The organism is Pseudomonas sp. Irchel 3E20 (assembly GCF_900187645.1).
In the GTDB taxonomy this organism is placed as follows: domain Bacteria; phylum Pseudomonadota; class Gammaproteobacteria; order Pseudomonadales; family Pseudomonadaceae; genus Aquipseudomonas.
The window spans coordinates 353,621-379,658 of the sequence record NZ_FYEE01000003.1; the positions used below are offsets into that span (position 1 = coordinate 353,621).

General features: G+C 61.6%; 24 protein-coding genes and 3 tRNA genes. 8 read left to right on the forward strand and 19 right to left on the reverse strand.

Going from position 1 to position 26,038, the window contains the following annotated elements:
• Positions 1–3 precede the first annotated feature (3 nt).
• Positions 4–1,122, reverse strand: coding sequence for a TIGR00730 family Rossman fold protein (locus CKW13_RS07940; RefSeq protein ID WP_095108039.1), 1,119 nt, complete (start codon positions 1,120–1,122; stop codon positions 4–6).
• A 200-nt stretch (positions 1,123–1,322) separates the two neighbouring features.
• Here CKW13_RS07940 and CKW13_RS07945 point away from each other — a divergent pair, with 200 nt between their 5' ends.
• On the forward strand, positions 1,323–1,517 hold the full coding sequence (locus CKW13_RS07945; protein WP_095108040.1) for a hypothetical protein: 195 nt from the start codon (positions 1,323–1,325) through the stop codon (positions 1,515–1,517).
• Here the strand turns inward: CKW13_RS07945 and CKW13_RS07950 are convergent, their stop codons facing one another.
• Positions 1,518–1,940 carry a quorum-sensing-regulated virulence factor family protein gene (locus CKW13_RS07950; RefSeq protein WP_095108041.1) on the reverse strand — a complete coding sequence of 141 codons (423 nt, stop codon included), beginning with the start codon at positions 1,938–1,940 and terminating at the stop codon, positions 1,518–1,520.
• A 194-nt stretch (positions 1,941–2,134) separates the two neighbouring features.
• Between CKW13_RS07950 and CKW13_RS07955 the strand changes: the two genes are divergently transcribed.
• The 3 genes from CKW13_RS07955 (at position 2,135) to CKW13_RS07965 (ending at position 4,169) form a co-directional block, all read left to right on the forward strand.
• Entirely contained in the window at positions 2,135–2,911 is a 777-nt protein-coding gene (locus CKW13_RS07955; protein WP_095108187.1) for a tRNA-uridine aminocarboxypropyltransferase, read from the forward strand.
• Positions 2,912–3,082: 171 nt separating this feature from the next.
• On the forward strand, positions 3,083–3,733 hold the full coding sequence (erdR, locus tag CKW13_RS07960; protein WP_095108042.1) for a response regulator transcription factor ErdR: 651 nt from the start codon (positions 3,083–3,085) through the stop codon (positions 3,731–3,733).
• Positions 3,734–3,806: 73 nt separating this feature from the next.
• On the forward strand, positions 3,807–4,169 hold the full coding sequence (locus CKW13_RS07965) for a diacylglycerol kinase (RefSeq protein WP_095108043.1): 363 nt from the start codon (positions 3,807–3,809) through the stop codon (positions 4,167–4,169).
• A 6-nt stretch (positions 4,170–4,175) separates the two neighbouring features.
• Here the strand turns inward: CKW13_RS07965 and CKW13_RS07970 are convergent, their stop codons facing one another.
• Positions 4,176–5,102, reverse strand: coding sequence for a LysR family transcriptional regulator (locus CKW13_RS07970; protein ID WP_095108044.1), 927 nt, complete (start codon positions 5,100–5,102; stop codon positions 4,176–4,178).
• 122 nt (positions 5,103–5,224) lie between these two features.
• Between CKW13_RS07970 and fpr the strand changes: the two genes are divergently transcribed.
• A complete protein-coding gene (gene fpr / locus CKW13_RS07975) occupies positions 5,225–6,004 on the forward strand; it encodes a ferredoxin-NADP reductase (protein WP_019827846.1) in 780 nt (259 codons plus the stop codon).
• A gap of 63 nt (positions 6,005–6,067) precedes the next feature.
• On the opposite strand, the gene tsaA is transcribed toward fpr, so the two are convergent.
• From tsaA to rimO, 6 genes are all read right to left on the reverse strand, one after another.
• Positions 6,068–6,766: a tRNA (N6-threonylcarbamoyladenosine(37)-N6)-methyltransferase TrmO gene (tsaA, locus tag CKW13_RS07980; RefSeq protein WP_095108045.1), complete on the reverse strand. Its 699-nt coding sequence runs from the start codon at positions 6,764–6,766 to the stop codon at positions 6,068–6,070.
• Positions 6,767–6,912: 146 nt separating this feature from the next.
• Positions 6,913–7,683, reverse strand: a complete 771-nt coding sequence (locus CKW13_RS07985; protein ID WP_095108046.1) for an SDR family oxidoreductase — start codon at positions 7,681–7,683, stop codon at positions 6,913–6,915.
• Between the two features lie 132 nt (positions 7,684–7,815).
• On the reverse strand, positions 7,816–8,277 hold the full coding sequence (locus CKW13_RS07990) for a DUF1456 family protein (RefSeq protein ID WP_095108047.1): 462 nt from the start codon (positions 8,275–8,277) through the stop codon (positions 7,816–7,818).
• Positions 8,278–8,354: 77 nt separating this feature from the next.
• Positions 8,355–9,065: an rRNA pseudouridine synthase gene (locus CKW13_RS07995; protein ID WP_095108048.1), complete on the reverse strand. Its 711-nt coding sequence runs from the start codon at positions 9,063–9,065 to the stop codon at positions 8,355–8,357.
• 93 nt (positions 9,066–9,158) lie between these two features.
• Positions 9,159–9,632 carry a GNAT family N-acetyltransferase gene (locus tag CKW13_RS08000; protein WP_095108049.1) on the reverse strand — a complete coding sequence of 158 codons (474 nt, stop codon included), beginning with the start codon at positions 9,630–9,632 and terminating at the stop codon, positions 9,159–9,161.
• A gap of 98 nt (positions 9,633–9,730) precedes the next feature.
• The gene (gene rimO, locus CKW13_RS08005; protein ID WP_095108050.1) at positions 9,731–11,068 is read right to left on the reverse strand and encodes a 30S ribosomal protein S12 methylthiotransferase RimO; all 1,338 of its coding nucleotides are present in this window, start codon (positions 11,066–11,068) and stop codon (positions 9,731–9,733) included.
• Between the two features lie 367 nt (positions 11,069–11,435).
• On the opposite strand from rimO, the gene CKW13_RS08010 reads away from it, so the two are divergent.
• On the forward strand, positions 11,436–13,277 hold the full coding sequence (locus CKW13_RS08010; RefSeq protein ID WP_371856227.1) for a potassium transporter Kup: 1,842 nt from the start codon (positions 11,436–11,438) through the stop codon (positions 13,275–13,277).
• 65 nt (positions 13,278–13,342) lie between these two features.
• On the opposite strand, the gene CKW13_RS08015 is transcribed toward CKW13_RS08010, so the two are convergent.
• The 5 genes from CKW13_RS08015 to CKW13_RS08035 form a co-directional block, all read right to left on the reverse strand.
• A complete protein-coding gene (locus CKW13_RS08015) occupies positions 13,343–14,638 on the reverse strand; it encodes a virulence factor family protein (protein WP_095108052.1) in 1,296 nt (431 codons plus the stop codon).
• Entirely contained in the window at positions 14,638–17,280 is a 2,643-nt protein-coding gene (gene mprF / locus CKW13_RS08020; RefSeq protein WP_095108053.1) for a bifunctional lysylphosphatidylglycerol flippase/synthetase MprF, read from the reverse strand. Before mprF ends, CKW13_RS08015 begins: the two co-directional genes overlap by 1 nt.
• Before the next feature lie 274 nt (positions 17,281–17,554).
• Positions 17,555–17,631: transfer RNA gene (locus CKW13_RS08025), tRNA-Met, on the reverse strand.
• 132 nt (positions 17,632–17,763) lie between these two features.
• A tRNA-Met gene (locus tag CKW13_RS08030) sits at positions 17,764–17,840 on the reverse strand.
• Between the two features lie 153 nt (positions 17,841–17,993).
• Positions 17,994–18,070 (reverse strand) — tRNA-Met (locus CKW13_RS08035).
• Between the two features lie 300 nt (positions 18,071–18,370).
• Between CKW13_RS08035 and dinB the strand changes: the two genes are divergently transcribed.
• On the forward strand, positions 18,371–19,432 hold the full coding sequence (gene dinB, locus CKW13_RS08040; RefSeq protein ID WP_095108054.1) for a DNA polymerase IV: 1,062 nt from the start codon (positions 18,371–18,373) through the stop codon (positions 19,430–19,432).
• A gap of 37 nt (positions 19,433–19,469) precedes the next feature.
• Here the strand turns inward: dinB and CKW13_RS08045 are convergent, their stop codons facing one another.
• From CKW13_RS08045 to CKW13_RS08060, 4 genes are all read right to left on the reverse strand, one after another.
• Positions 19,470–20,423, reverse strand: a complete 954-nt coding sequence (locus CKW13_RS08045) for a hypothetical protein (protein WP_095108055.1) — start codon at positions 20,421–20,423, stop codon at positions 19,470–19,472.
• Positions 20,424–20,442: 19 nt separating this feature from the next.
• Complete coding sequence (locus CKW13_RS08050) at positions 20,443–22,158, reverse strand: proline--tRNA ligase (protein ID WP_095108056.1); 1,716 nt, start codon at positions 22,156–22,158, stop codon at positions 20,443–20,445.
• 125 nt (positions 22,159–22,283) lie between these two features.
• Entirely contained in the window at positions 22,284–23,816 is a 1,533-nt protein-coding gene (locus tag CKW13_RS08055) for an AmpG family muropeptide MFS transporter (protein ID WP_095108057.1), read from the reverse strand.
• A 44-nt stretch (positions 23,817–23,860) separates the two neighbouring features.
• Positions 23,861–24,205 (reverse strand): MGMT family protein, encoded by a 345-nt coding sequence (locus CKW13_RS08060; RefSeq protein ID WP_095108058.1) that lies wholly within the window; start codon positions 24,203–24,205, stop codon positions 23,861–23,863.
• A 163-nt stretch (positions 24,206–24,368) separates the two neighbouring features.
• Between CKW13_RS08060 and CKW13_RS08065 the strand changes: the two genes are divergently transcribed.
• A complete protein-coding gene (locus CKW13_RS08065; RefSeq protein ID WP_095108059.1) occupies positions 24,369–25,376 on the forward strand; it encodes a DUF481 domain-containing protein in 1,008 nt (335 codons plus the stop codon).
• Positions 25,377–25,497: 121 nt separating this feature from the next.
• On the opposite strand, the gene CKW13_RS08070 is transcribed toward CKW13_RS08065, so the two are convergent.
• On the reverse strand, positions 25,498–25,707 hold the full coding sequence (locus CKW13_RS08070; protein WP_014336857.1) for a cold-shock protein: 210 nt from the start codon (positions 25,705–25,707) through the stop codon (positions 25,498–25,500).
• Positions 25,708–26,038: the final 331 nt, after the last annotated feature.

The window sequence follows — 26,038 nt, forward strand, 5'->3', positions numbered from 1 at the left end:
CGGTCAGGTGAGCTTGATCGGTTCACGGTTGCGCTGTGAAGCCTGTGGGGCGGCCTCGGTCCAGTTTTCCGGCAGGTTGATAAAGTCCACCAACTCGCGCAAGCGCCCGTGATTACGGGCGGTGAAGGTGAACGACAGTCGCGTCAGGTGGCTGAACTGCGCCTCATCCTGTTCTTCACCGGCGTAGCTGTGTTGATGAAAGCAATCGCTCAAACACAGGTCGGCAAAAGCTTGCTGGATGTGCTCCAGTGCCTGCTCGTTCAACGGGTGATTCATGCGGATGATGAACTGATGCTTCAGCCAGCGGCTGGAGTGGAAGTTACCGTAGAACTGCTGAATCTCCTGCACCGCCTCCTCGACGTTGTAGACCAGGCGCATCAGCTTCATGTCGCTGGGCAGGATGTAGTGGTTGGCCTCCAGTTCGTTGCGGATGAAATCCAGGGCACTTTCCCAGAAGCGCCCGCCCGGTGTGTCCAGCAGCACCACGGGAACCAGGGGGCTTTTGCCAGTCTGGATCAAGGTCAATACCTCCAATGCTTCATCCAGCGTGCCGAAGCCGCCCGGGCAGAGCACCAGTGCATCGGCTTCCTTGACGAAAAACAGCTTGCGGGTGAAGAAAAAATGGAACGGCAGCAGGTTGCCGGTGCCATCGACCGTGGGGTTGGCGTGCTGCTCGAAGGGCAGGGTGATGTTGAACCCCAGGCTGTGCTCCAAGCCTGCGCCCTCATGGGCTGCAGACATAATGCCGCCCCCGGCGCCGGTGATGACCATTAGGTCTGACCTCGCCAGCGCGGCGCCCAGCTCCCGGGCCATGGCGTAAAGCGGGTGCTCGGTGGCGGTTCGCGCAGAGCCGAACACAGTGACCTTGCGCCGCCCCTTGAACTGCTCCAGCACACGGAAGGCCTGTTCCAGTTCACGCAACGCCTGCAGGGTGATCTTGGCGTTCCAGCGGCTATGGTCTTGCTTGGCCATATGCAGGACGGTGAGGATCATGTCGCGATAAATCGCGATATTCGCGCTGTTGGGGGAAATCAGTTTGAGTTGTTCTTCGACCTGCTGGGCGAGCTCGCCCCCGTTGCCCTGAAGATCTCGGCTGAGGAGGTCATTCGATTGGTAAGGCATTCAACGTCTCCTTCTGCACAACGCCTGGTTTTGCCGATTCGATCATGGCCTCCGCTGGTCGTGCCTGGCAACCGCTCAATCGCAAGCCGTGGGCGCGGATCACCGCTGGTCAGAAGTGCCGGCATGCGGTGATGGCTCTGATTTACTCAACACAGGCATCACGACGCTGTTTGGCGTGGGCAAGCGCAGGGAGGCGAAACATGACCAGAATCATTCTGGAAATCGATACCGAGTTGTATCAGCTGTTGCAGGCGGCGGCGCGGGCCAATCATCGTAGCGTTGAGGATGAATGCCGGCGGCGCCTGGAGGGCCCCCGGCAGCACTCGCAGTATCTGCAAGCGCTGGTGGCGGAGCTGCGCGCCGATGATTTGCAGCGGCGCGCAATGGAGCAGTGATTACTTTTTCTTTTTGGCCGGTTGCAGGCAATCGGCTTCCTGGAAGCGTTCCGACGCAACCGGGCGGTTGGTCTTGACCTCCGTGAACTCGTAGCGCATCACCGCGCCCTTGGCCATCAGCTTGCGAAAGCCCGGGTTGTTGCACACGGTGGAGCCCAGTTGGAAATACACGGCCTTGGGGTCTGCGCGCATTTTTTCGGCGTGGCTGCTTTGCACGCTCAGGTGGTTTATCAGCTCCTTGCCTTCCACGGTGTAGCCCTGATCGAGGATGTCTTCGTTGATGGCCCGGGGCGTGCCGACGCTGCTTTGGGCGGCGACGCTTTGCAGCATTTTGCTCAGTTCGAGTTCTTTGAGTGAGGCGGCTTGCACGCCGAAGGATGACGCCAGCAGAACGGCAGCGGTAGGAACGATAAGGCGCAGCATGAAACTCTCCTGGTTCAGTGACTGGTGCTTCGACCAGCCACGTGACTGTGCGTTCAGTGGCGGCGAATTATAGGGGAGGCGGTGTGGACGGTACAGGTTTGCGCGTGTTGCTCTGGTAAACTGCGGTTACTTTTTTTGCCCGCCTGAGTGTTATTTGTGCCGATTCTCATTCCCCGCCGGAGTTGCCTGTGACCCTGCGCGCTGCTTCGCCCTTTGCCGTCAATGCCGTTGCGTGCCTGCGTGACGAGCGCGAGGAAGAGAGCACCAAGCCTTATCTGGCCCGCGGTTCCCGCGCGCCGCGCTGCCATGATTGCAGGGTGATCGAGAGCCATTGCCTGTGCGCCTGGCGCCCCCAGGTCCAGGCCCGCTCGGCGGTGTGCTTGATAATGACGGCCAAGGAAGTGTTCAAGCCGAGCAATACCGGGTGGTTGATCGCGGATGTGGTGCAAGACAACTTTGCCTTTATCTGGTCGCGTACCGAAACCAACCCCCAGTTGCTGGCGCTATTGGCCGACCCGCAGTGGCAACCGTACCTGGTGTTTCCCGGTGAGTATGTCGAGCCTGAGCGGGTCACTCATGAGGTTCAGGTCGATAGCCGCAAGCGGCCGCTGTTTATTCTGTTGGACGCAACCTGGACCGAGGCCCGCAAGATTTTCCGCAAGAGCCCGTATTTCGACGGCTTGCCGATCCTCAGCCTGCTGCCGGAAAAACTGTCGCGCTACCGCTTGCGCCGCTCCACCCGCAGTGAGCACCTGTGTACAGCCGAAGTGGCGGCTTTGTGCCTGGAACTGGCGGGCGATGGCCCCGCGTCCTCGGCGTTGGGCGCCTATTTTGACGTGTTCAGCCAGCATTACTTGGATGCCAAGCATCAATTACCCCTAGACGAGACCACTGCCGCCCACGCTGAACTGGCGCCCTTTGTCCCGCAAGGTGCTATTACCATGCAGGCACGTAGTGGCACTGCGGCTTGACCCCATAGGCTGCGCTGGGCATGCTTGGCGCCGTTTAGGGCGCCCGCCCCGTTTGGCGGGCCTTTGGTTTGAGTTCGCCCTTCGGTGATGGCCAGCAGGTTGTCACCTTATGTTGTTTTGGCGAGGACCGAATCCATCGGTTCTCCCATAAAAAACAGGATCATTTGACTGATGGCCACATACGAAATCCTGATTGCCGATGACCACCCCCTCTTCCGTAGCGCACTGCACCAAGCGGTCACCTTGGGCCTTGGCCCCGAGGTCCGGTTAGTGGAAGTGGCGAGTATTGCCGAACTGGAAACCCGTCTGACCGAGAAGGCCGACTGGGACCTGGTGCTGCTGGACCTGAATATGCCAGGGGCCTACGGTTTTTCCGGGTTGGTGCTGTTGCGTGGCCAGTATCCGCAAATTCCGGTGGTGATGGTCTCGGCGCAGGAAGAAGCGTCGATCATGGTCAAGTCCCGGGAGTTCGGCGCCAGTGGCTTCATTCCCAAATCCAGTTCCATGGAAGCGATCCAGCAGGCCGTGCGCACGGTGCTGGACGGTGATGTGTCGTGGCCGCCCCAAGCGTTCGAGGATGTGGCCGTTTCCGATGAAGCCAAAGCCGCCAGTGCCGGGTTGGCCAGCCTGACGCCGCAGCAGTTCCGCGTGCTGACCATGGTCTGCGAAGGCTTGTTGAACAAACAGATCGCCTATGAGTTGAGCGTGTCGGAGGCCACCATCAAGGCCCACGTTACGGCGATTTTCCGCAAGCTGGGCGTGCGCACCCGCACCCAGGCGGCACTGTTGCTGCAACAGCTTGAGTCAATTTCCAGCCAGTAAGGCGTTGTGCCTTCACGCTTTTTTGACTTCCGTTGAACTAGTTTTCCCTTCCTTTTTTCAGTTGCCTACTTCTATGTCGCCTTTCAAAGGTCAAACCGGTCTTAAACGCATTCTCAACGCTGGCGGCTATTCCCTTGATGGGTTGCGCGCCGCTTTTGTCGGCGAAGCCGCCTTTCGCCAGTTGGTTTTGCTCAACGTGATCCTGATTCCCGTGAGTTTCCTGTTCCACGTCAGCCGCGTCGAGCGTGCCTTGCTGATCGCCGTGTGCCTGCTGGCGCTGATCGTCGAGTTGCTCAACTCGGCCGTGGAAGCGGCCATCGACCGCATCTCTCTGGACCTGCACCCCTTGTCGAAAAACGCCAAGGACATGGGCAGCGCCGCGCAATTCGTGGCGTTGAGCATGATTGCCGTGGTGTGGGCGGTGATTCTGCTCTGACCTCGCTCAGGGGATGCTGGGCAGCACGATTTCGTCGCTGCGCTGCACCCCGGCGGTGAAGGCGCGGCACAGTTCCAGGAATTCGCGCATGGCCGACGTCTGGTACTTCTGTTTATGCCAGATGAAGTAGAACTGCCGCGCCAGGTCCAGGTCCGGGGTTTCCACCGGTACCAGGCTGCCGCGGCGGAACGCATCGCGCAGGGCCAGGCGGGAAATGCAGCCGATGCCCAGGCCCGACTCCACCGCACGCTTGATCGCTTCGGTGTGTTCCAGTTCCAGGCGGATGTTCAGCGAGTTGCGGTGATGGCGCATGGCCTGGTCGAAGGTCAGGCGCGTGCCCGAACCCTGTTCCCGCAAGATCCACGCCTCATGGGTCAACTGCTCCATGCTCGCCTGGCCCTGGGCGGCGAGGGGGTGCTGAGGCGCGCAGAACACTACCAATTCATCCTCGACCCAGCTCTGCACTTCGATATCCGGGTGGCTACAGTCGCCCTCGATTAGACCCAGATCAATTTCATAGTGGGCAACTTGCTGCACGATATGGGCAGTGTTCTGTACATGGAGTTTCACCTGGCTCTCGGGATGGCGCTGCATGAAGCTGCCGATCAGCAGGGTGGCCAGGTAGTTGCCGATGGTTAGCGTGGCGCCGACCGCCAGTGAGCCGAAACCGGACTTGCCGTTGAGCAGGTCTTCGATTTCCTTGGCCTGGTCGAGCAGGGCCACGGCTTGGGGCAGCAGTTGTTTGCCCAGGGCGTTGAGGCTCAGGCGTTTGCCGGCGCGGTCGAACAACTGGCAGCTGGATTGGCGTTCCAGTTCGGTGATCGAAGTGCTGGCCGCCGATTGCGACAGGGCGAGCAGGCCGGCAGCACGGGACACGCTCTCTTGCTGAGCGACGGCGACGAATACTTGAAGTTGACGGAGAGTAAATCGCATATCGATATAACCGATAACCCTTATCTTAATAATCCATTTAACAGATATTGTCACCGCCATTAGAATGCGATGCAATTGCGCACCCTGTCGGCGCAGGCAAAATCTCCAGGAGTCCCACGTACATGAGCAACATGAACCACGAGCGTGTCCTCAGTGTTCACCACTGGAACGACACTCTGTTCAGCTTCAAGTGCACCCGCGATCCGGGCCTGCGCTTCGAGAACGGTCAGTTCGTGATGATCGGCCTGCAACAGCCCAACGGCCGCCCGCTTATGCGCGCTTACTCGATTGCCAGCCCCAATTGGGAAGAGCATCTGGAATTCTTCAGCATCAAGGTGCCCGATGGCCCGCTGACGTCCCAGTTGCAGCACCTCAAGGAAGGCGACGAGATCATCATCAGCAAAAAGCCGACAGGCACGCTGGTGCTCGACGACTTGAAACCGGGCAAGCATTTGTACCTGCTCAGCACCGGCACCGGTCTGGCGCCGTTCATGAGCGTGATCCAGGACCCGGAAACCTACGAGCGTTTCGAGAAAGTGATCCTGTGCCACGGTGTGCGCTACGTCAATGAAGTCGCCTACCGCGAATTCATCACCGAGCACCTGCCGCAGAACGAGTTCTTCGGCGAAGCGCTGCGCGAAAAACTCATCTACTACCCCACCGTGACCCGCGAGCCGTTCGAGAACGAGGGGCGCCTGACCGACTTGATGCGCAGCGGCAAGCTGTTCAGCGATATCGGCCTGCCGCCGATCAACCCGCAGGACGACCGCGCCATGCTGTGCGGCAGCCCGAGCATGCTCGACGAAACCAGCGAAGTGCTCAACAGCTTCGGCCTGAAAGTCTCGCCGCGCATGCGCGAGCCCGGTGATTACCTGATCGAGCGTGCATTCGTCGAGAAGTAAGCCTGTTTAAAGCGGCTCCTGTGTGGGAGCGGGCTTGCCCGCTCCCACAGTCGTTTCTGGGGTTCAGGCGTGTGCGGGGATGACTTCCAGCACGCGGATCAACCCTGGTTGCGGGTAGTGCCAGCGCACATCCACGTCCCAGAACTGCGCCCCGTACTCGCGTTCCGGCGCCGGTGCCTGGTAGGCCGGGCGGGGGTCCTGGGCCAGACATTGCTCGATCAGTTCCACCAACGGCTCTGCAAGGCGCTGAGCGTGGCTGTGAGCCTGTTGCAGGGCCGAATCCTGCCACTGCACCGGGATCAATGCCGGCGCGGCGCTGGCGATGGTGTTGCTGGCAGCGGCGATGATGTCGGCGTAAGGCACGTAGGGCTTGATGTCCAGGACCGGCGTGCCGTCCAGCAGGTCGATACCGGATATCCACAGGCGCCCCGCCTCCACCTTGTCCAGCTTCACCACCGATTGGCCGATGCCGTTCGGGCGATGGGTGGCGCGCGTGGCAAACACCCCCATGGATTTGTTGCCACCCAGGCGCGGCGGGCGCACCTTGAGCCGTGGCTTGTCTTCCAGGGCTTGATGGAACAGGAACAGCAGCCACACATGGCTCACCTGTTCCAGCCCCTGCACCGCTTCGCCCTGATCGAAAGGCGCCACCAATTCCAAGACGCCCCGTGCCGCCGGTGCCAGTTGCGGTTGGCGGGGGATGGCGAATTTCTCCTTGAAGCAGGAGCGCACGAAGCCGATGGGGGAAACGCTGTAGGTCATGGTCTGGATCGAGGCGCAAGAGGGGCGGGCATGATAACCCGGGTAGGCGCCGGGGTGGCCGTTGGGGCGCTATCGCGAGCGGGTTCGCTCCCACCTCAGCGCAATCGCTTCCCTGTGGGGTTTGCCCGCGATAGCCGCGCGCTATCTCAGAGGCTAAACCCGCCATCCAAAGGAATGATGTTGCCGGTCATGTAGGCCCCGGCCGTACTCGCCAGGCTGATGGCGAGAGCGGCCATTTCCTCTTCTCGGCCCCAGCGTTTCATCGGGATCAGCGCGGTGTCTTCGGCCAGGGCCTGTTCATCGTTGCCGATGTGCTGGGTCATTTTGCTGGGGAAGCGCCCGGGGGCGATCACGTTGATGTTGATGTGCTGGCTCACCAGCTCCCGAGCGAGGAGGCGCGACAGTTGGTGCAGCGCGGCTTTGCTCGGGCCGTAGGCGTAGGCCTGTTCGCCGAAGGAGGAAATACCGGCCGCCGAGCCGATATTGATGACCCGTGCTGGGTTCGCCGCGCAGCCGGCCTTGCGCAACAGTGGTAGCAATTGCTGGATGCAGGTGAACACGGACGTCACGTTCAGTTGCATGACCTTTTCCCAGCCCTTGGCCGGGTAGCTTTCCAGGGGCGCGCCCCACGTGGTGCCAGCGTTGTTGACCAGAATGTCGAGTTGGCCGATGCGCTCGCCCAGGGTGGCGGCCAGTTGCTGCACGCCTTCCTCCGTGGCCAGATTGGCGGCGATGCCATGGCACGTACCGTGGGCGCTCAACTCAAGCGCGGTTTGTGCGCAGGCCTGGGCATCGCGGGCGCAGACATAGACGGTGGCGCCGGCTTCGACGAAGGCCTTGGCGATCATTTTGCCGATACCACGGGTGCCGCCGGTCACCAGGGCGGTGCGGCCTTGCAGGGAGAAGTAAGGGTGCATGGCGAATCCTGAGGGCTGAGGGGATGTCGCTACCCTAGCGGTCAGTGGCGCGCAGCGGAGCCATCATTGCTGGTGAGAATGGGCGGGCATGCCTGTGGGGCGGCCGTGGGTGGCCGCCCCACAGGGCAAGGGTCAGGGGCGGACGCGCAGGGTCAGGCCCTTGAGGAAGTTGCGCAGCAACTGGTCGCCACAGGTGCGGTAGTTGGTGTGGCCGAACTTGCGGAACAGCGCGCTCAGCTCGGGCTTGGACACCGGGAACTCCGAGGCCTTGAGGATCGCGTGCATGTCGTCTTCCTTGAGCTCGAAGGCCACACGCAGTTTTTTCAGGATGATGTTGTTGGTGACCGGCAGTTCGATGGGCAGCGGCGGGCGGCTCTCGTCCTTGCCGCGCTTGAAGATCACCAGGCCATCGAGGAAGTGGGCCATGACCTCGTCGGGGCAGAAGACGAAGCCTTCTTCCTCGTCTTTCTTGAGGTAGGTCACCAGGTCTTCCTTGCTGACGTCCATGCCGCCGAGCTTGATGAGTTCGACAACCTTGTTGTCGCTGATGTCGAGCATGTAGCGCACGCTGCGCAGTACGTCGTTATGAATCATGTGGGCAGTCCTGATCGATCGGTCGTGAGCGCCGCGTCTGGGCGCGGCGTCGAGATGTAGGGTGTTGCGCGAAGTCGTTAGAACTTCTCTTTGGCGGACAGGTAGCGCCATTGGCCCACCGGCACCTTGCCGATGGACACGCCGCCGATACGGATGCGGCGCATGGCGATGACCTTCAGGCCGACAGCCTGGCACAGCAGGGCGATGATTCCCGGTTGCGGGTTCTTCATGGCAAAGCGCAGGCGATTCTCGTTCTGCCAACTGGCCTTGACTGCCGGCAGCTCCTTGCCTTTATAGGTGAGGCCGTGGTTCAGGCGATTGAGGCCATGGGCCGCCATGTCGCCTTCGACCTCGACCACGTACTCCTGCTCGATCTTGCTGGCGTCGGCAGTGAGTTTGCGCAGGATTTTCCAGTCCTGGGTGAACACCAACAGGCCGCTGGCGTTGGCTTGCAGGTCGGCGCTGGCGTTCAGACGCAGGAAGTGGCCCTTGAGCGGGCGCTTGCCGTAGCGGTGTTCTTCGCTCAGGGTTTCGGCGCCCAGGCTCTGCATCGCGGTTTCGGCGTCCACGCCCGCCGGGGCATGGAGCAGCAGGGTGACCGGCTCTGGCGCGGTGGCCTTGGCGTCCTTGTCCAGCTCGACTTTTTGCGTGTCGACCTTGAACTGCGGCTCGTCGATCACTTCGCCGTCCACGGTGACCCAGCCGCCCTCGATGAACAGCTCAGCCTCCCGACGGGAACAGCCGACGAGTTCGATGAGGCGTTTGGAGAGACGTATCGGGTCAGTCATGACAGGGCCGTAGTAAAAAAGGGGTGGGCATTGTACCTGCCTGGCGCCGGTTAATCGCGGGTCCATTTGCAGGGGCCGGTTTTTTGCGCCGGTTCAGCCGCGTCGGGACGCAGCCTGGGCCGGGCGCAAGCGCATGTGTAGCAGCGGGTAGGGCTGGCCCATGCCATCGTGCTCTGAGCGACCGACGGCTTCAAAACCTTGCTTGAGGTAGAAACCCAGGGCTTGCGGGTTCTGTTCGTTGACGTCCAGTTGATCGGCATTGAGGTGCTCGATGGCATAGCGCAGCAACTGCTTGCCCAGGCCCTGGCCACGCTGGGCTGGGTCGATGAAGAGCATTTCGATCTTGCCCGCCGCGATGCCGGCGAACCCGGTGATGTGCTGGCGTGCGTCCTTGGTGCAGATCAGCATCACCGCATCCAGGTAGCGGGTGCGCACCAGGTCCTTGAGCAGGCTGATGTAGCTCTCGGGCAGGAAGTTGTGGGTGGCGCGTACCGAGGCTTCCCACACCTGGGTCAACTCGTCGTAGTCGCTCTGTTTGGGGGTGTGGATGGCCGAGTGCTTGAGCATGCCGGCGGTTCCTTGTGCGGTGGTGGCGATGCCCAGAACGATAGCCGTAAAAAAGCCCCGCATCTTGTCACAGAGCAGGGCTTTTTCAGCTTCAGGCCTTAGATCTGTTCGGCCCAGAGGTCGTATTCGTCGGCGTCGGTGACTTTGCACCAGACCTTGTCGCCAGGCTTGAGGTTGCTGCCGTTGTCGATGAACACGTTGCCGTCGATTTCCGGGGCGTCGAAGAAGCAGCGGCCGACGGCGCCCTGTTCGTCAACTTCGTCCACCAGCACTTCGATCTCGCGGCCGATGCGCTGTTGCAGGCGCGCCGAGCTGATGGCCTGTTGATGGGCCATGAAGCGGTCCCAGCGATCCTGCTTGACGTCATCGGGCACGATGGCCGCGTCCAGGAGGTTGGCCGGGGCGCCTTCGACCGGCGAATACTGGAAGCAACCGACGCGGTCGAGCTGGGCTTCGGTCAGCCAGTCGAGCAGGTACTGGAAGTCTTCTTCGGTTTCGCCGGGGAAACCGACGATGAAGGTGGAGCGGATGATGAGATCCGGGCAGATCACGCGCCAGTTCTTGATCCGCGCCAGGGTCTTGTCTTCAAAGGCTGGGCGTTTCATGGCCTTGAGCACTTTGGGGCTGGCGTGCTGGAACGGGATGTCCAGGTACGGCAGGATCTTGCCGGCGGCCATCAGGGGGATCAGTTCGTCCACGTGAGGGTAGGGGTAGACGTAGTGCAGGCGCACCCACACGCCGAGGCTGCTCAGGGCTTCGCACAGTTCGGTCATGCGGGTTTTCACCGGCGCGCCGTTCCAGAACCCGGTGCGGTACTTGACGTCCACGCCGTAGGCGCTGGTGTCCTGGGAAATCACCAGCAGTTCCTTGACCCCGGCCTTGACCAGGCGCTGGGCCTCGTCCAGCACGTCGCCCACCGGGCGGCTGACCAGTTTGCCGCGCATCGAGGGGATGATGCAGAAGCTGCAACTGTGGTTGCAGCCTTCGGAAATCTTCAGGTAGGCGTAGTGGCGCGGCGTTAGCTTGATGCCTTGCGGCGGCACCAGGTCGATCAGCGGGTTGTGGTCCTGGCGTGGTGGCACGGCGTCGTGCACCGCGTTGACCACTTGCTCGTACTGCTGCGGGCCGGTCACCGCGAGCACGCTGGGGTGCACGTTGCGGATATTGCCTTCTTCGACACCCATGCAACCGGTGACGATGACCTTGCCGTTTTCCTTGATGGCTTCACCGATCACTTCCAACGACTCGGCCTTGGCCGAATCGATGAAACCGCAGGTGTTGACGACTACCACGTCGGCGTCCTGGTAGGTGGACACGACGTCATAGCCCTCCATTCGCAACTGCGTGAGGATGCGCTCGGAGTCGACCAAGGCTTTTGGGCAACCCAAAGAGACGAAGCCAACCTTGGGATTGGCCGGCGCGGGGGTGGTGGACATGTCTAACCTCGGTATGGAATGACACAACCGGTCGGGCACGACGAGGTTGCGGGTGGGCGCTTGGCTGCGCCTCTGGTCAAAAAGTGCGCAATTCTAGCGATGGGAAACGCACTTGACCAGCTTTATGCAGGGAAAAACGACGAGTGCTGCGCTATGCTTCGCGCCGTCAAGACCGAGCGGATCCCGTAGGTCAATTGAGAATCTGTTACAACGCGTAAAACGCCCATGCTGCACGACAGGTCGCGCGGGTTTTTCAAGTGTAGGCGCGCTTTCCAATTAAGCCCCGGTGCGGTGGCAGGAGTGGTTGATGGGTCAGGCAAGTAGTCAGGTGGCGGATGCCGGGCATTCGCCCGCCAAGCCGTTGAGCATGCTGGTGGCGGCGGTCGGGGTGGTTTACGGCGATATCGGCACCAGCCCGTTGTACACCCTCAAAGAGGTGTTTTCCGGCGGGTACGGAGTACCGGTCAATCACGATGGGGTGCTGGGCATCCTGGCGCTGATTTTCTGGTCGCTGATCTGGGTAGTTTCGATCAAGTACATGCTGTTTGTGTTGCGCGCCGACAACCAGGGCGAGGGCGGCATCATGGCCCTGACCGCCCTGGCACGGCGGGCGGCGGCGGATCACCCGCGCCTGCGCACCCTGCTGGTGGTGTGCGGCTTGATCGGCGCTGCGCTGTTCTATGGCGACAGCATGATTACCCCGGCGATTTCCGTGCTTTCGGCCATTGAAGGGCTGGGCCTGGCCTTCGACGGCATCGACCATTGGGTGGTGCCGCTGTCGCTGGTGGTGCTGGTGGCGTTGTTCCTGATCCAGAGCCATGGCACGGCGCGCATCGGCATCCTGTTCGGCCCGGTGATGGTGACTTGGTTCCTGGTGCTGGGGGCGCTGGGCGTCTGGGGCATCGTCCATCAACCGGAAGTGCTCAAGGCGATGAACCCGGTGTGGGCTGTGCGCTTCTTTATGGTGCACCCGGGCATGGGCGTGGCGATCCTCGGCGCGGTGGTGCTGGCGCTGACCGGCGCTGAGGCGCTGTACGCCGACATGGGCCACTTCGGCCGCAAGCCGATTGCCCGTGCCTGGTTCATCCTGGTGCTGCCGGCGTTGGTGCTGAACTACTTCGGCCAGGGCGCGATGCTGCTGGCGGACCCGGAAGCGGCGCGCAACCCCTTCTACCTGCTGGCGCCGAGCTGGGCGCTGATCCCGCTGGTGGCGCTCTCGACCCTGGCCACGGTGATCGCCTCCCAAGCGGTGATTTCCGGGGCGTTCTCCCTGACCCGTCAAGCGATCCAACTCGGCTACATCCCGCGCATGCACATCCAGCACACCTCTAGCGATGAGCAGGGGCAAATCTACATCGGCGCCGTCAACTGGGCGCTGATGGTCGGGGTGATCCTGCTGGTGCTGGGCTTCGAGTCGTCCGGCGCCCTGGCCTCGGCTTATGGCGTGGCGGTGACCGGCACCATGCTGATGACCACCATCCTGGTGTCGGCAGTGATGCTGCTGTTGTGGAAATGGCCACCGATCCTCGCGGTGCCGGTGTTACTGGGGTTCCTGCTGGTCGATGGCCTGTTCTTCGCTGCCAACGTGCCGAAAATCATTCAGGGCGGCGCCTTCCCGGTGCTGGCGGGCATCGTTTTGTTCGTGTTGATGACCACCTGGAAGCGTGGCAAGCAACTGCTGGTCGATCGCCTGGACGAAAGCGGGTTGCCGCTGCCGATCTTTATCAGCAGCATCCGCGTGCAGCCACCGCATCGGGTTCAGGGTACAGCGGTGTTTCTCACCGCCCGTCCGGACGCTGTGCCCCATGCCTTGCTGCATAACCTGCTGCACAACCAGGTGCTGCACGAACAGGTGGTGCTGCTGACGGTGGTCTATGAAGACATCCCCCGCGTACCGGCGTCGCGGCGCTTCGAAGTGGTGGCCCATGGCGAAGGCTTCTTCCGGGTCATTCTGCACTTTGGCTTCACCGACGAACCCGACGTACCCCAGGCCCTGAAGCTCTGCCACCTGCAAGACCTGGACTTCAGCCCCATGCGCACCACCTACTTCCTGAGCCGCGAAACGGTGATCGCCTCTAAGCTCGAAGGCATGGCCCGCTGGCGCGAAGCCTTGTTCGCCTTCATGTTGAAAAACGCCAACGGCAACCTGCGTTTCTTCAACCTGCCGGTAAACCGGGTGATCGAACTGGGCACCCAAGTCGAGATGTAAGCCCGCGCCACCAAAAAGCCCCCGTTGCCTTGCGGCAGCGGGGGCTTTTTTTGTGTGGGCTCAGCTTATTGTTCGGCGACTTTGCTGTCGTTCTGGCGTTTGTTGATGAGGTCCACCAAACGCTTGGCCAGGGCCGGGTAGTTTTCGTCGAAGTGATGGCCACCGGGCAGTTTCACCACTTCGCCGACGACGCTCTTGTCGGTGCAGCCGCTTTCGTCGGCCTCTTCGCCGCCGTAGATGCACACCACTTTGGCGGCGGGCAGCTTGGCCATTTCCGGGCCGGTGGCGGCTTCTTTGCCGGCGTTGCCGAGCCAGCCTTCGACTTCGATTTCAAAGCTGCCGGTGCGGGCGAAGGCCAGCAGGATAATGGCATCGACCCGTTGCTGCTCGGCCTCGGGCAAGCGGTTGTAGATGGCCGGCAGCACATCGGCACCGAAGGAGTAACCGGTGAGGACGAAGCGCTTGGTGCCCCATTTTTGCCGGTAGTGCTGCATCAGTTCGCTCAGGTCGGTGGCGCTTTGCTCGGGGCTCTTGTGCTGCCAGTAGTAGCGCAGGGTGTCGATGCCCACGACCGGGTAGCCGATCTTGGCCATTTCCCCGGCCACGTCCTTGTCCAGGTCGCGCCAGCCGCCGTCGCCGGAGAGGAATAGGGTCACGGTGTCGTTGTTCGCCTGGGCCGGGACTTCCACCACGGGGATGTTCAGGCCGCCATTGCCCTTGTCGGCGCCGATCAGGATTTTGCGCAGCTCGTTGTTCAGCACTTGGGTCAGGTTGATGTCGTAGTCGCTGATGCTGGTTTGCGCATTGGGCTGGTCGCGCACGAAGCCTGCGCTGGTGTCATCGGGGTTGTCGTTCCACGCCGCCAGCCAATGGCCGTGAGCTGCTTTCCTGGGCAGCAGGTGGGTGCAGCCGGGTTTTTCCAGGGCCAGGTCCACCGAGACAGCCTGGGCCTTGTCGTCTTTCTGTTCCGCCAGCCAACGCCAGGCCAGCACCGCGCCCGGGCCGATGCCGCTGACCAGGGTCGCCGGGCCGTGCAACTGGCGTAGCGCCGATTGCAGGGCGCGGCCCTGGTGGATGCAGTCGCTGGGCAGGATCACCTGGACGATCTGTGCACTGGCGCCACGGCTCAGGGCCAGCAACTGGGCGTCGCTGAGTGTCTGTTCGTCGGTCACCGCCACCACCACGTGGGCCCGTGGTGCGGTGCCGGGGGTGACACGGGTTATCGCGGCGCCATCGGCCGGCGCCAGGCGTTCCAGGCTCGGTTCGGGCGCCGGGCGGTTCCAATACCAGTAACCGAGCGCGGCGATCAGGGCCAGGGTCACCAGGGTGACCAATACATACCGCCAGAAGCGTAGAGTCATCAGCGTTTCACCAATCCAGTCAGGCCGCCCGCAATCAGGGCGGCAGTATCGGCCAGAGCCACCAGCGGATCGAGTCCGGCGGGGACAGCCATGTAACGCGGTTCCCAGTCCGGCTGGAACTTGTCCTTGAAGCGGCGCAGGCCTTGGAAGTTGTACAACTGCTCGCCACGGCGGAACACCATCGAACCCAGGCGCTGGGTCAGGGGCGCGCCGCGCCGCGGTTGCAGGCCCGACAGCGGCACCATGCCGAGGCTGAAACGGGCATAGCCGTGGCTTTTATAGTGCTGGATCAGACCCACCATCAAAAACTCCATGGTCAACTTGGGCGCGTCCGGGTGGGCGCGCATCAGGTCGAGGCTGGCCAGGTCATGGCTGTAGGTCTCCAGCAGGTTGGCAAAGGCCACCGGCCGCCCCTCGAAGCGGATCACCGCAACGCGAAAATGCTTGAGGTAGTCCTCGCTGAAACGCCCGAGGGAGAAACCTTTTTCACGCACGTTCTTGCCCGTCAGCCAGGCGTCGGAGATGACCTTGAGTTCGTCCATCGGCGCGTGGCCGGGTTCGTGGATCTCCAGGGATAAACCATCGCGGGTGCCGCGGTTCCAGGTGTAGCGCAGGTCCTTCATCTCCTTGCCTTTGGCTTCGAGGTCAAAACGCAGCAGGTCGACGCGGGCCTCTTCGCCCAACTTGATGGCGGTGAGGCCGATGTCCATGTAGTACGGCAGGTTCTCCGCGCGCACCTGGTAGAACACCGGGCGGGCATGGTGGATGTCGCACAGGTCACGGAACTGCCAGATCATCTCTGCCCGTTGCTGGGGCGGCCCGATGGGGTCGTACAGCGCCACCAGGCTGCGGCCGCGGCGGGCATACATCAGGAAAGCGTCGTCGTTGGGGTGGAACAGCAGCGCTTTGTCGCCGGTCAGGGCCAGGCCACCGTCGGGTTGGGCCGAGGCCATGAGGATCTTCCAGGCCTTGGCCAGTTCCTCGCTGTTGGGCAGGTGGATCACCGGGCGTGCGGTGCGCAGCAGCCAGGTCAGCGACACCACCACCAGCACCACGGCGGCGCCCAGCAACGAGCGCAGGCCCCGGGGCGCATCGGCGTCGAGGGTGAACTGCCACCACAACTGATGGCTGTAGGGCACGTCCTGGTAGGCGAATAACAGCAGCCAGATCGACGCCCCCAGCACGCACACGCTGGCCACCAGGTACAGCGGTGAGAAGGGCACTTCGGTGAGGCGGCTGGGGCGGTAGAACGAACTGCGGAACACCGCCAGCAGGCACGCGGTGAGGGTCAGCAGGCTGGCCTCTTCCCAGTCGAAGCCCTTGAGCAGCGAGAGCAGGGCGCCCACCAGCAGCAACACGGTAGTCAGCATCCACGCCGCCGACAGGCGCCGGCGCAGGCCCTGGGCCAGCAATAGGCACAACACGCCCACCAGGCTGGCGCCAAAGTGCGAGGCGTCGATCAGGCGATGGGGAATCAGGAAGCCGATGTGCTCCAGGCGCGTGTCGATCTCGGGTGTCGCCCCGGAAAACAGCAGCACTACCCCCGAGAGGAACACCAGCACCGCAAGAATGGGCGCCGCCAGGCCGGAAGCGACCCGCAACGACTGGCGCGACTGGAACAACCGTTGGCCTTCATTGACCAGCAACAGCAAGCACGCCACCAACAGCGGCAGGATCACGTAGATCAAGCGATACAGCAGCAGCGCGGCGGCCAGTGGCGCGGCGCCGAGTTGGTTGGCAAAGGCGGCCAGCAGGATCGCCTCGAACACCCCGACCCCGCCAGGCACATGGCTGAGCACGCCGGCGGCGAGGGCCAGCAGGTACACCAGCACGAAGGCGCCAAAGGGCGGGGCTTCGGGCAGCAGCAAGTACAGCACGGTGGCGGCAGCGGCCACGTCCAGCGCGGTGATAAGCAATTGCAAGAAGGTCAGGCGCCGCCCCGGCAGGCGCAGGGTACGGCGCCCGGCGCGTACCAGCAGGCTGTCTTTGAAGGGTTGCTCGGGCAGGCGACGGCGGTAGATACCCACGGCCAGCACCGCGCCGAGCAGCAGTACCGCGACGGCAATCGTGCCCAACAGCGCTTCGGGCAGGTGCAGCGCCGCCGAGGCGGCGGGCAGGTTGCTCAGGGTCGCCAGTGCGGCCAGCGGTGGCAGCGCGCAGCCCAGGGAAAGGCTGGCGAAGAGCGTCATGTGCGCCACGTCGGACGCCCCCAGGCCATGGCGCGCATACAGGCGATAGCGCACCGAACCGCCCGAAAGCAGGGACAGGCCAATGGCATTGCCGATGGCAAACGCGGTGAAACCGCCCAGGACCAGGGTGCGCGACGGCAGGCTGACACCCGCATAACGGCTGGCGGACCATTCATAGCCGAGCAGGAAAACGAAACCGGCGGCTGTCGCGGCCAAGGCACCGAGCAGCGCCGGTTTGGGCACATTCAGGATCGAGTCGTGCAGCGCGTTGAGGTCCAGCGCGCTCAACAAATGGCGGCAGGCGATCAAGGCCATGGCGAACAGCAACAGCGTCACGGCCAGGCCGATGGGCTGGCGGTACTTGCTCAGCAAGTCCAGCCATTGCAGGCGTTTGGCAGCGATGGGTTGGGTTGCGGTGACGGTGTCTTGTGGATCGGACGAATGGGCGCGCATCAATCACCTCTTGGATGGTGCGCGACAGGATGGGGGCATCCGGCCAGGTAACCAATCCCTGGGGAAAAATTATTTCAGATAGTTACAACGGCAAATCCTGTTTCACCGCCCCCGCGCGGTGTAGGTGCCGGAGTGGAGCAGCGCAAGAGCATAGTCGCTAATGGGCGCAGGGTAGCGGCCCGGTGCCTGCTTTTCGCTGCAGGCTATTGTTCTGGAAGGAAATTTCTTACAGGCACAAAAAAGGCCACTCTTGCGAGTAGCCTTTTTCGATGTTTGGTTGCGGGAGCCGGATTTGAACCGACGACCTTCGGGTTATGAGCCCGACGAGCTACCAGACTGCTCCATCCCGCGTCTGTGGGCGGCATTGTACAGGCCAATCAAGATGTGTCAATCGCTAATCTGCCAGGCCGTGCAATCAGCACCTGACCTAAAAACCTGCGCGCACAAAAAAGGCCACTCTTGCGAGTAGCCTTTTTCGATGTTTGGTTGCGGGAGCCGGATTTGAACCGACGACCTTCGGGTTATGAGCCCGACGAGCTACCAGACTGCTCCATCCCGCGTCTGTGTGGCGGCATCCTACAGGCATACGCGCAGGTGTCAATCGTTAATGGCTTGGATGGACAACTTAGCTAAGCCTTTGATTGAAAAGGGTATCTACTCAAAAGCGACACGCACAAAAAAGGCCACTCTTTCGAGTAGCCTTTTTTGATGTTTGGTTGCGGGAGCCGGATTTGAACCGACGACCTTCGGGTTATGAGCCCGACGAGCTACCAGACTGCTCCATCCCGCGTCTGTGTGGCGGCATTCTACAGAGGAACGCTGGGCTGTCAACCGAAAACCTGGGGAAACCTCTTTGGCTTCAATCGCTTAGGACCCCGATCGAGAGGACGTGAACCGCTGCAGGGGTTGCCAGGTATGGCTTTCAGCTCTATTGACGACTTTAATTCGATTGAGCAAATAAATTACTAGCGCTTCTTCCGCCGCCTCAATCAGAAGAAGCAAAGTACTGGTGCTATATACAGTTCTCAGTGCGATACTACGCTTCCATTTATCTTGTAGTCCTTTTCCTCTTGGCCAAACCTGCCTTTATATGACGCAGCGCAAAATCATCCACGTCGATTGCGACTGTTTTTATGCCGCCATCGAAATGCGCGACAACCCGGCCCTGGCCGCCAAGCCGTTGGCGGTCGGCGGCCAGGCAGACCATCGGGGCGTGATCGCGACCTGCAACTACGAGGCGCGCGCTTATGGCGTACGTTCTGCCATGTCGTCCCGCCACGCTTTGCAACTGTGCCCGGACCTGGTCATCGTCAAGCCGCGCATGGACGCCTATAAAGCCGCGTCCAAGGAAATCCAGGGAATCTTTCGCGACTACACCGACCTCATTGAGCCGTTGTCGCTGGACGAGGCCTATCTTGATGTCTCCCAGTGCCCGCATTTCGATGGCAGCGCCACGCGCATCGCCCAGGATATCCGCCGGCGGGTGTCTAACCAGTTGCACATCACGGTGTCGGCGGGGGTGGCGCCGAACAAGTTCCTGGCGAAAATCGCCAGCGACTGGAAAAAGCCCAATGGGCTGTTCGTGATTACCCCGGATCAGGTCGAGGATTTTGTCTCTGCGCTGCCCGTCAGCAAGTTGCACGGCGTGGGCAAAGTTACGGCGCAGAAACTGGCGCGCCTGGGCATCAGCACCTGCCTGGAGCTACGGGACTGGAACAAGTTAGCGCTGGTACGTGAATTCGGCAGTTTTGGTGAGCGGCTCTGGGGGTTGGCCCGTGGGATCGATGAGCGTTTGGTGCACAACGACAGCCGACGTCAGTCGGTCAGTGTTGAAAATACCTACGATGTAGATCTGCCAGATCTGGTCAGTTGCCTGGAAAAGCTCCCTGAACTGCTGGAAACCCTGGCCGGGCGCATGGCGCGGATCGACAGCAGCTACCGCCCGGGTAAGCCGTTCGTCAAAGTGAAGTTCCACGATTTCACGCAAACCACCCTGGAACAGGCGGGAGTAGGGCGGGATTTGCAGGGTTACACGCAGATGCTGACCCAGGCCTTCAAGCGCGGGGATAAGCCGGTGCGGTTGCTGGGCATTGGCGTGCGTCTACAGGATTTGCGCGGCGGGTTTGAACAGTTGGATCTGTTCGAGCGGTAAGGATGGCGCCGTCCCGGCCGCCATCGCTACTGGGGTATCAGTTGGCGCCAGGGTCGGCGACCAGGCGCCCGGCGTCCTTGGTCAGGGATTTGAGGAATTCACCCTGCAACTCGGGATCGTTGCGGGTCAGTTCGATCAGGCTCTGTTCCAGTTCGCTGGCTTCTTCTTCCAAACCCAGCTCCGACAGACGTTTGACCCGGTGCACCCATTGGCTCACCTCGTCATCCTCCAGGTCGTCGTAGATCAGGGCGTGAGCCTCCAGCAACTTGCCGCGCAACGTGCTGCTGATGGCCAGCGACGAGTCCGAATGCACGTCGTCCTGGGCATCTTCCACGCTGATCTGCAATTTGCCGATGTGGTTCAGGTCCTGCTCGGAGAAGGGGCTGTCCAGCAGGTTGAGGCGTAGGACGCCGTTGCGGTCGGTGCTCAGGTTGAAGGTCTGCTTGCCGGCCTTGACCTCTACCGGGCGTTCGCTCCAGGGCAGGCTCGAGTATTCCAGGCGTTTATCGCGCTGGGTTTCTTCGATGGCGGCCAGGTTCTGCTGGGCGCGGCCATGGGATGGCACGTTCATGGCCGGGTTGAGCCCGGCGAAACCGTAATTGATCCAGTCCCGCGTGACGCTGTCGGGCAGGTTGCCCAGGGCGATCACGTTGAGCACATTGGCGCCGATACCCGCGACCACCGCGACCGCGCCCAACGGGATCTCGTAGACCTCCCGCCAGGGTTGGTACGGGGTGTAGCGGTCGTAGCGGCGGGTGACCTCGAATTCAGTGACCTCGAAGGTCTTCTGTTCGTGGATCCGCACGCGGCGCTGAGGCAGTTCGAGCACCTTAGGCTCGCCGACATCGATCTGCAGGCTGTGTTCGAGCAATTTGCGCTCGACACGTTCCTCGTGCTCGCTGCGTTGTGACATGTGATTGGCACAGCCGCTGACCAGCAGGGCGCCGCACAGGGCGGCACCACCGAGGCCTAAGGTGTTTCGCTTGAACATGACGTCTCTTGATCTGGTTTCAGCGGCGGATACGGGCCTGGAGGAACGACAGCACGTCAGCGACCGGCAGCGCTTGTGCCTCGGCTTCGGTGCGGCTTTTGTATTCCAGGTTGCCATCGGCGAGGCCGCGGTCACTGACCACGATCCGGTGGGGAATGCCGATCAGTTCCATGTCAGCGAACTTGATGCCGGGGCTGGTTTTCTTGTCGCGGTCGTCCAGCAGCACCTCGAAGCCGGCAGCCGTCAGTTCGGCGTAGAGCTTGTCGGTGGCTTCGCGCACCTGTTCGGTTTCGTAGCGCAGGGGCACCAGGGCGATCTGGAAAGGTGCCAGGGTATCGCTCCAGATGATGCCGTTTTCGTCGTTGTTCTGCTCGATGGCGGCAGCCACCACGCGAGAGACGCCGATGCCGTAGCAGCCCATGGACAGGGTCACAGGCTTGCCGTTTTCGCCCAGGACCTGGCACTTCATGGCTTCGCTGTACTTGGTGCCCAGTTGGAAAATATGCCCGACTTCAATGCCGCGCTTGATTTCCAAGGTGCCTTTGCCGTCCGGGCTTGGGTCGCCGGCGACCACGTTACGCAGGTCGGCCACGGTCGGAACCGGCAGGTCGCGTTCCCAGTTGACGCCGAAGTAGTGCTTGTCGTCGATGTTGGCGCCGACGCCGAAGTCGCTCATCAGCGCGACCGAGCGGTCGATGATGATCGGCAATGGCAGGTTCAGCGGGCCCAGGGAGCCGGCACCGGCGCCAATGGCGTCGCGCAGTTCGGCATCGCTGGCCATGACCAGAGGGTTGGCGACGCCAGGCTGGTTGGCGGCCTTGATTTCGTTGAGCTCGTGGTCGCCACGGATAATCAGCGCGATCAGCTTGCCGGCTTCTTGCGCGTGAACCACCAGGGTCTTGACGGTTTTTTCAATCGGCAGATTGAAGCCCTCGACCAGTTGGGCGATGGTCTTGGCGTTGGGCGTGTCGACCAGGCGCAGCTCTTCGCTCGGCGCGGCGCGGGAGGTTTCCCGGGGCACGGCTTCGGCTTTCTCGATGTTCGCCGCGTAGTCGGAGCCATTGCTGAAGATGATGTCGTCTTCGCCGGACTCGGCCAGCACGTGGAATTCGTGGGAGCCGGCGCCGCCGATGGAGCCGTTGTCAGCCTCGACCGCGCGGAATTTCAGGCCCAGGCGTGTGAACACGTTGCAGTACGCCTGGTGCATGCGGTCATAGGTGACTTGCAGTGAGGCGGGGTCGGCGTGGAAGGAGTAGGCGTCCTTCATGATGAACTCGCGGCCACGCATCAGGCCGAAGCGCGGGCGGATTTCGTCGCGGAACTTGGTCTGGATCTGGAACAGGTTGATTGGCAGCTGTTTGTAGCTGCTCAACTCGTTGCGGGCCAGGTCGGTGATGACTTCTTCATGGGTCGGGCCGGCGCAGAACTCGCGGCCATGGCGATCCTTGAAGCGCAGCAATTCCGGGCCGTACTCTTCCCAGCGCCCGGATTCCTGCCACAACTCGGCCGGTTGGGTACTCGGCATCAGCACTTCAAGGGAGCCGGCGGCGTTCATTTCTTCGCGAACGATGGCTTCAACCTTGCGCATGACCCGCAGCCCCATGGGCAACCAGGTGTACAGGCCAGAGGCCAGTTTGCGGATCATGCCGGCGCGCAGCATCAGCTGGTGGCTGATGACGACCGCGTCCGAAGGCGTTTCTTTCTGTGTGGCGAGCAAATATTGACTGGTGCGCATGGTAGGCCGTTGTCGGTTGCTGATGACGAGAAATGACTGGGCATTGTACGGGCGGTAACTGCTGGCGTACAGGCATCAGGTTGGCCAGGCCCTGTAGGCGTTTGCGCCCACGTGGCCCTGGGGTGTCAGCTTTGCTCTTGCGGGTTCAGGCGAATGCGGCGGTTTTCCTGGAACCAGTGCAGGGCGATCAACAGCAGTGTCGGCACGCCGAGCAGGGCGGTTATCAGGAAGAAGTCGTGGTAGCCGAACTTCTCCACCATCACCCCGGAATAGCCGCCGATCAGGCGTGGCAGCAAGAGCATGATCGAGCTGAGCAGGGCGTATTGGGTGGCGGAGAACTTGAGGTTGGTCAGGCTCGACAGGTAGGCGACGAAGGCGGAAGTGGCCAGGCCCGAGCTGAAGTTATCCAGCGAGATGGTCACCATCAGCATTTGCAGGTCCGGGCCCATGCCCGCGAGCATCAGGAACAGCAGGTTGGTGCCGGCCGAGGCGATGCCGCCGATCAGCAGGATCGGCAGGATGCCGAAGCGCACGATCAGCAGGCCGCCCATGCCAGCGCCTACCAGGGTCATAATCAGGCCGAAAATCTTGCTGACGCTGGCGATCTGATCCTTGGTGAAGCCCTGGTCGATGTAGAACACGTTGGCCATCACGCCCATGACCGTGTCGGACATGCGATAGGTGGCAATCAACCCCAGCAGCAGCAGGGCTTGCCAGCGGTAGCGCAGGATAAAGTCGTTGACCGGCGTCAGTACCGGCGCCAGGCCGCGTCGGCCCATGGCGGACAGGCACAGTGCGGTGAGGGTGCCGTAGAGGATGGCACGCAGGAATGCGCGGTCTTCCACCAGGAGGTCCAGCAGGCTGACGCCCTCGAATAACACGCTGGCGAAGTCGGTGTTATAGAGCTGAGTGCACAGGGCCGGCACCGACACCAGCAGCACGATCAGCACGAACACCGATGCCAGTTGATGCACGAAGCTGTAGCGCCCGGCCGACAGTTGGGTGCGCAAGGGCACCGGTGGCTCGCGCATAAAAAGCGTGGTGAGCAGGGCGGGCACCATCAGCGCGCCGAACAACACGTAAGTGCCGGTCCACGCCGAGTGCTTGTAGCTGAACCCGGTGGAGCCGAAGCCTTCGGCGAAAAACAGCGCGCCTGCGGTCGCCAGCAGCGCCGCGACCCGGTAACCGGACATATAAGCAGCGGCGAGGGCAGCCTGGCGGGTGTCGTCGGCGATCTCCAGGCGATAGGCGTCCACGGCGATATCCTGGGTCGCAGAGGCGAACGCCACGACCACGGCAATGGCGATCAACCAGGACAGGTGTTTTTGCGGGTCACAGAAACCCATGCCTACCAGGCCGAGGATCACCAACACCTGGGACAGGACGAGCCAAGAGCGCCGGCGCCCCAGTTTGCCCAGTAGTGGCAGGCGCCACTGGTCGAGCAGCGGCGACCACACCCATTTAAAGGCATAGGCCAGGCCGATAAGGCTGGCATAACCGATGGTTTCGCGCGCCACACCGGCTTCGCGCAACCAGACCGACAGCGTAGAAAACACCAGCATGTAAGGCAGGCCGGCAGCGAAACCAAGCAGCAACAACACGAGCGTCGAGGGGCTGGCATAGGCGGCAAGTGCGGCTCGCCAGGTTTTACGGGGCATGGGCTGGAGTCTGCCTCAAGAAGTACGGAAACAAAGCGCGCACTCTAACCGCTGTGCTCTACCGGGCGCCAGCCATGGCGCTGAATATCAACACGATTGTTCAGGATACTGACACCTTCACTGCGTAAGCGCGCACGTTGCTCGTCACCCGAGGCGGAGCCGGCGGGCAGGCTCAGACGTCCGCCCGCTGCCATTACGCGGTGCCAGGGCAGTTTGCTATCGCCGGGCAACTGGCTGAGGGTGCGGCCCACCCAGCGCGCCGCGCGACCCAGGCCTGCCAGTTCTGCCAACTGGCCATAGCTGACCACTTTGCCTTCGGGCACTTGGGCCAGCGTCAGGTAAAGCGCGGTGCGGCGCATCTGCGCCGGGCTTTCGGGCGTGTCACTCATTGTGGTGGTCCAGTAGGAGGTATGTCCGTATTAATGTAGGAAACGTCTCTGATTCTCGAATGGGAAGTGAACTCAACTCAAATACTCGGGTCAGTCCTTCCTAAGGCTTTATCCATGGGGATAATGCCGGTTTTTTCCGCGAACTCGAGCGTTGTCTTTGCTTATGCTGTCCAGATCCCTGCTGTGCCTCGCTGTCCTCAGTACCTCCACCCCTGTATTGGCCGATACCGTTTGGTTGAAAAATGGCGACCGCCTCAGTGGCAAGATCAAGGTGTTCGATGGCGGCAAATTGCTGATCCAAACCAAGTACGCCGGGGTCGTGGCTCTGGACTGGCATCAGGTCAAGACCCTGGAGAGCGATCAGGAGTTGTTGGTCAAGCAGGATGCCTATGTGGGCGAGAAGGCCAAGTCCTTGCACGCGGCCGAGGAGGGCATGGTGATCTTGGCCAATGGCGAGGCGCCGAAAACCGTCGAGCTGGCCAGTATCGAGCAGATCATCAAGCCTAAACCTGTGATCGAGGATCTCGTCTGGAAGGGTAATGTCGATGTGGCGCTGGACTATCAGCGCGCCGAGAAAGACGTCGACGACTACGACGTCGACTTCAAGACCTCCGCTCGCCATGGCAAGTGGCGGCATATTGCCGAGGGCGAGTACAACCGAGTGTTCCAGAATGACGTGGTGACCACCGACAACTGGAGTGCCGAGTATGCGCTGGACCGCTTCCTCACCGAGCAGTGGTTCTGGCAGGGGCGTTTGACCTACAAGCGCGACAAAGTCGAAGACCTGGCCCGCCAACGTACTGTCGGTACTGGCCCGGGTTACCAGTTCTGGGATGACGAGTTGGGGGCGTTCTCGCTGGGGTCGTTGGTCAACCGCACCGACTATGAGTATTCGGACGGTGGTAAGGACAACTTCTATTCCCTGGCCATGAAGTGGGACTACAACCGCTACCTGCTAGGCAAGAGCGTTGAGTTCTTCACTAATGGCGAAGTGGGCAAGCCCCTGGCGGGCGTCGCCGACTATGCGCTGGATGCCGAAGTGGGCCTGCGTTATCGGGTCACGGAATGGGCCTCGCTCAACCTCAAGGCCGAGAAGGACATCATCACCGGCACCAACGACAGTGATATGAGCAAGACCCGCTACACCGCCGGTTTCGGCGTGACCTGGTAAGGCTGGGTTTATCGGCGATAGCGATATTTACCGCGCTATCGCCGGCACATTCAGGTAAAACAGACGCGCACAAAAAAGCCCCGCTTTTGAGGGCGGGGCTTTTAGCTGTAATCAGTACAAGTTAGATAACTTGAACTTCTTCAGCTTGCATGCCTTTCTGACCGCGGGTAGCGACGAAAGAAACCTGTTGGCCTTCTTTCAGGCTTTTGAAGCCGTCGGATTGGATAGCTTTGAAGTGAACGAACAGGTCGTCACCGGATTGTGGAGTGATGAAGCCGAAGCCTTTTTCATCGTTGAACCACTTAACGGTACCAGTTTGGCGATTAGACATGGTGTATCTCCTTGGACAAAGTTAACTGCGACTCAGGAAAAGCCCTGGCCGAGACTGAGTGCAAAGAGCAGGAAAAATTCTTGGAGATGGTTGGATCGAAATTCAACATCGTGTAGAGATTCTCAGTGACACAAGCAGCACAGTGGCGCCACCTTAACCCTTTTTCCGGAACGTGCCAATGGTCTTTGTAAAGGTTTATGGGTTTTCGTGACTGAAGGTGACAGCCGGAGCCCGCGGGGCCCAGCTATTGTGGGAAAAGCGAGAAAAACATGCCGGTCTTTGAACCCTAAGGCGCGCCCCGGTAAGATGCCGGACAGATTTTCTCCACCTC

Coding starts and splice junctions, on each gene's coding strand:
- CKW13_RS07945 (WP_095108040.1), top strand. CDS start 1,323: ATGACCAGAATCATTCTGGAAATCGATACCGAGTTGTATCAGCTGTTG.
- CKW13_RS08070 (WP_014336857.1), bottom strand. CDS start 25,707: ATGTCTAATCGCCAAACTGGTACCGTTAAGTGGTTCAACGATGAAAAA.
- dinB (WP_095108054.1), top strand. CDS start 18,371: ATGACGCAGCGCAAAATCATCCACGTCGATTGCGACTGTTTTTATGCC.
- CKW13_RS07970 (WP_095108044.1), bottom strand. CDS start 5,102: ATGCGATTTACTCTCCGTCAACTTCAAGTATTCGTCGCCGTCGCTCAG.
- fpr (WP_019827846.1), top strand. CDS start 5,225: ATGAGCAACATGAACCACGAGCGTGTCCTCAGTGTTCACCACTGGAAC.
- tsaA (WP_095108045.1), bottom strand. CDS start 6,766: ATGACCTACAGCGTTTCCCCCATCGGCTTCGTGCGCTCCTGCTTCAAG.
- CKW13_RS08000 (WP_095108049.1), bottom strand. CDS start 9,632: ATGCTCAAGCACTCGGCCATCCACACCCCCAAACAGAGCGACTACGAC.
- CKW13_RS07965 (WP_095108043.1), top strand. CDS start 3,807: ATGTCGCCTTTCAAAGGTCAAACCGGTCTTAAACGCATTCTCAACGCT.
- CKW13_RS07985 (WP_095108046.1), bottom strand. CDS start 7,683: ATGCACCCTTACTTCTCCCTGCAAGGCCGCACCGCCCTGGTGACCGGC.
- mprF (WP_095108053.1), bottom strand. CDS start 17,280: ATGCGCGCCCATTCGTCCGATCCACAAGACACCGTCACCGCAACCCAA.
- CKW13_RS08010 (WP_371856227.1), top strand. CDS start 11,436: ATGCTGGTGGCGGCGGTCGGGGTGGTTTACGGCGATATCGGCACCAGC.
- CKW13_RS08045 (WP_095108055.1), bottom strand. CDS start 20,423: ATGTTCAAGCGAAACACCTTAGGCCTCGGTGGTGCCGCCCTGTGCGGC.
- CKW13_RS08055 (WP_095108057.1), bottom strand. CDS start 23,816: ATGCCCCGTAAAACCTGGCGAGCCGCACTTGCCGCCTATGCCAGCCCC.
- CKW13_RS08065 (WP_095108059.1), top strand. CDS start 24,369: ATGCTGTCCAGATCCCTGCTGTGCCTCGCTGTCCTCAGTACCTCCACC.
- CKW13_RS08050 (WP_095108056.1), bottom strand. CDS start 22,158: ATGCGCACCAGTCAATATTTGCTCGCCACACAGAAAGAAACGCCTTCG.
- CKW13_RS08060 (WP_095108058.1), bottom strand. CDS start 24,205: ATGAGTGACACGCCCGAAAGCCCGGCGCAGATGCGCCGCACCGCGCTT.
- CKW13_RS07950 (WP_095108041.1), bottom strand. CDS start 1,940: ATGCTGCGCCTTATCGTTCCTACCGCTGCCGTTCTGCTGGCGTCATCC.
- CKW13_RS08015 (WP_095108052.1), bottom strand. CDS start 14,638: ATGACTCTACGCTTCTGGCGGTATGTATTGGTCACCCTGGTGACCCTG.
- rimO (WP_095108050.1), bottom strand. CDS start 11,068: ATGTCCACCACCCCCGCGCCGGCCAATCCCAAGGTTGGCTTCGTCTCT.
- CKW13_RS07940 (WP_095108039.1), bottom strand. CDS start 1,122: ATGCCTTACCAATCGAATGACCTCCTCAGCCGAGATCTTCAGGGCAAC.
- erdR (WP_095108042.1), top strand. CDS start 3,083: ATGGCCACATACGAAATCCTGATTGCCGATGACCACCCCCTCTTCCGT.
- CKW13_RS07990 (WP_095108047.1), bottom strand. CDS start 8,277: ATGATTCATAACGACGTACTGCGCAGCGTGCGCTACATGCTCGACATC.
- CKW13_RS07995 (WP_095108048.1), bottom strand. CDS start 9,065: ATGACTGACCCGATACGTCTCTCCAAACGCCTCATCGAACTCGTCGGC.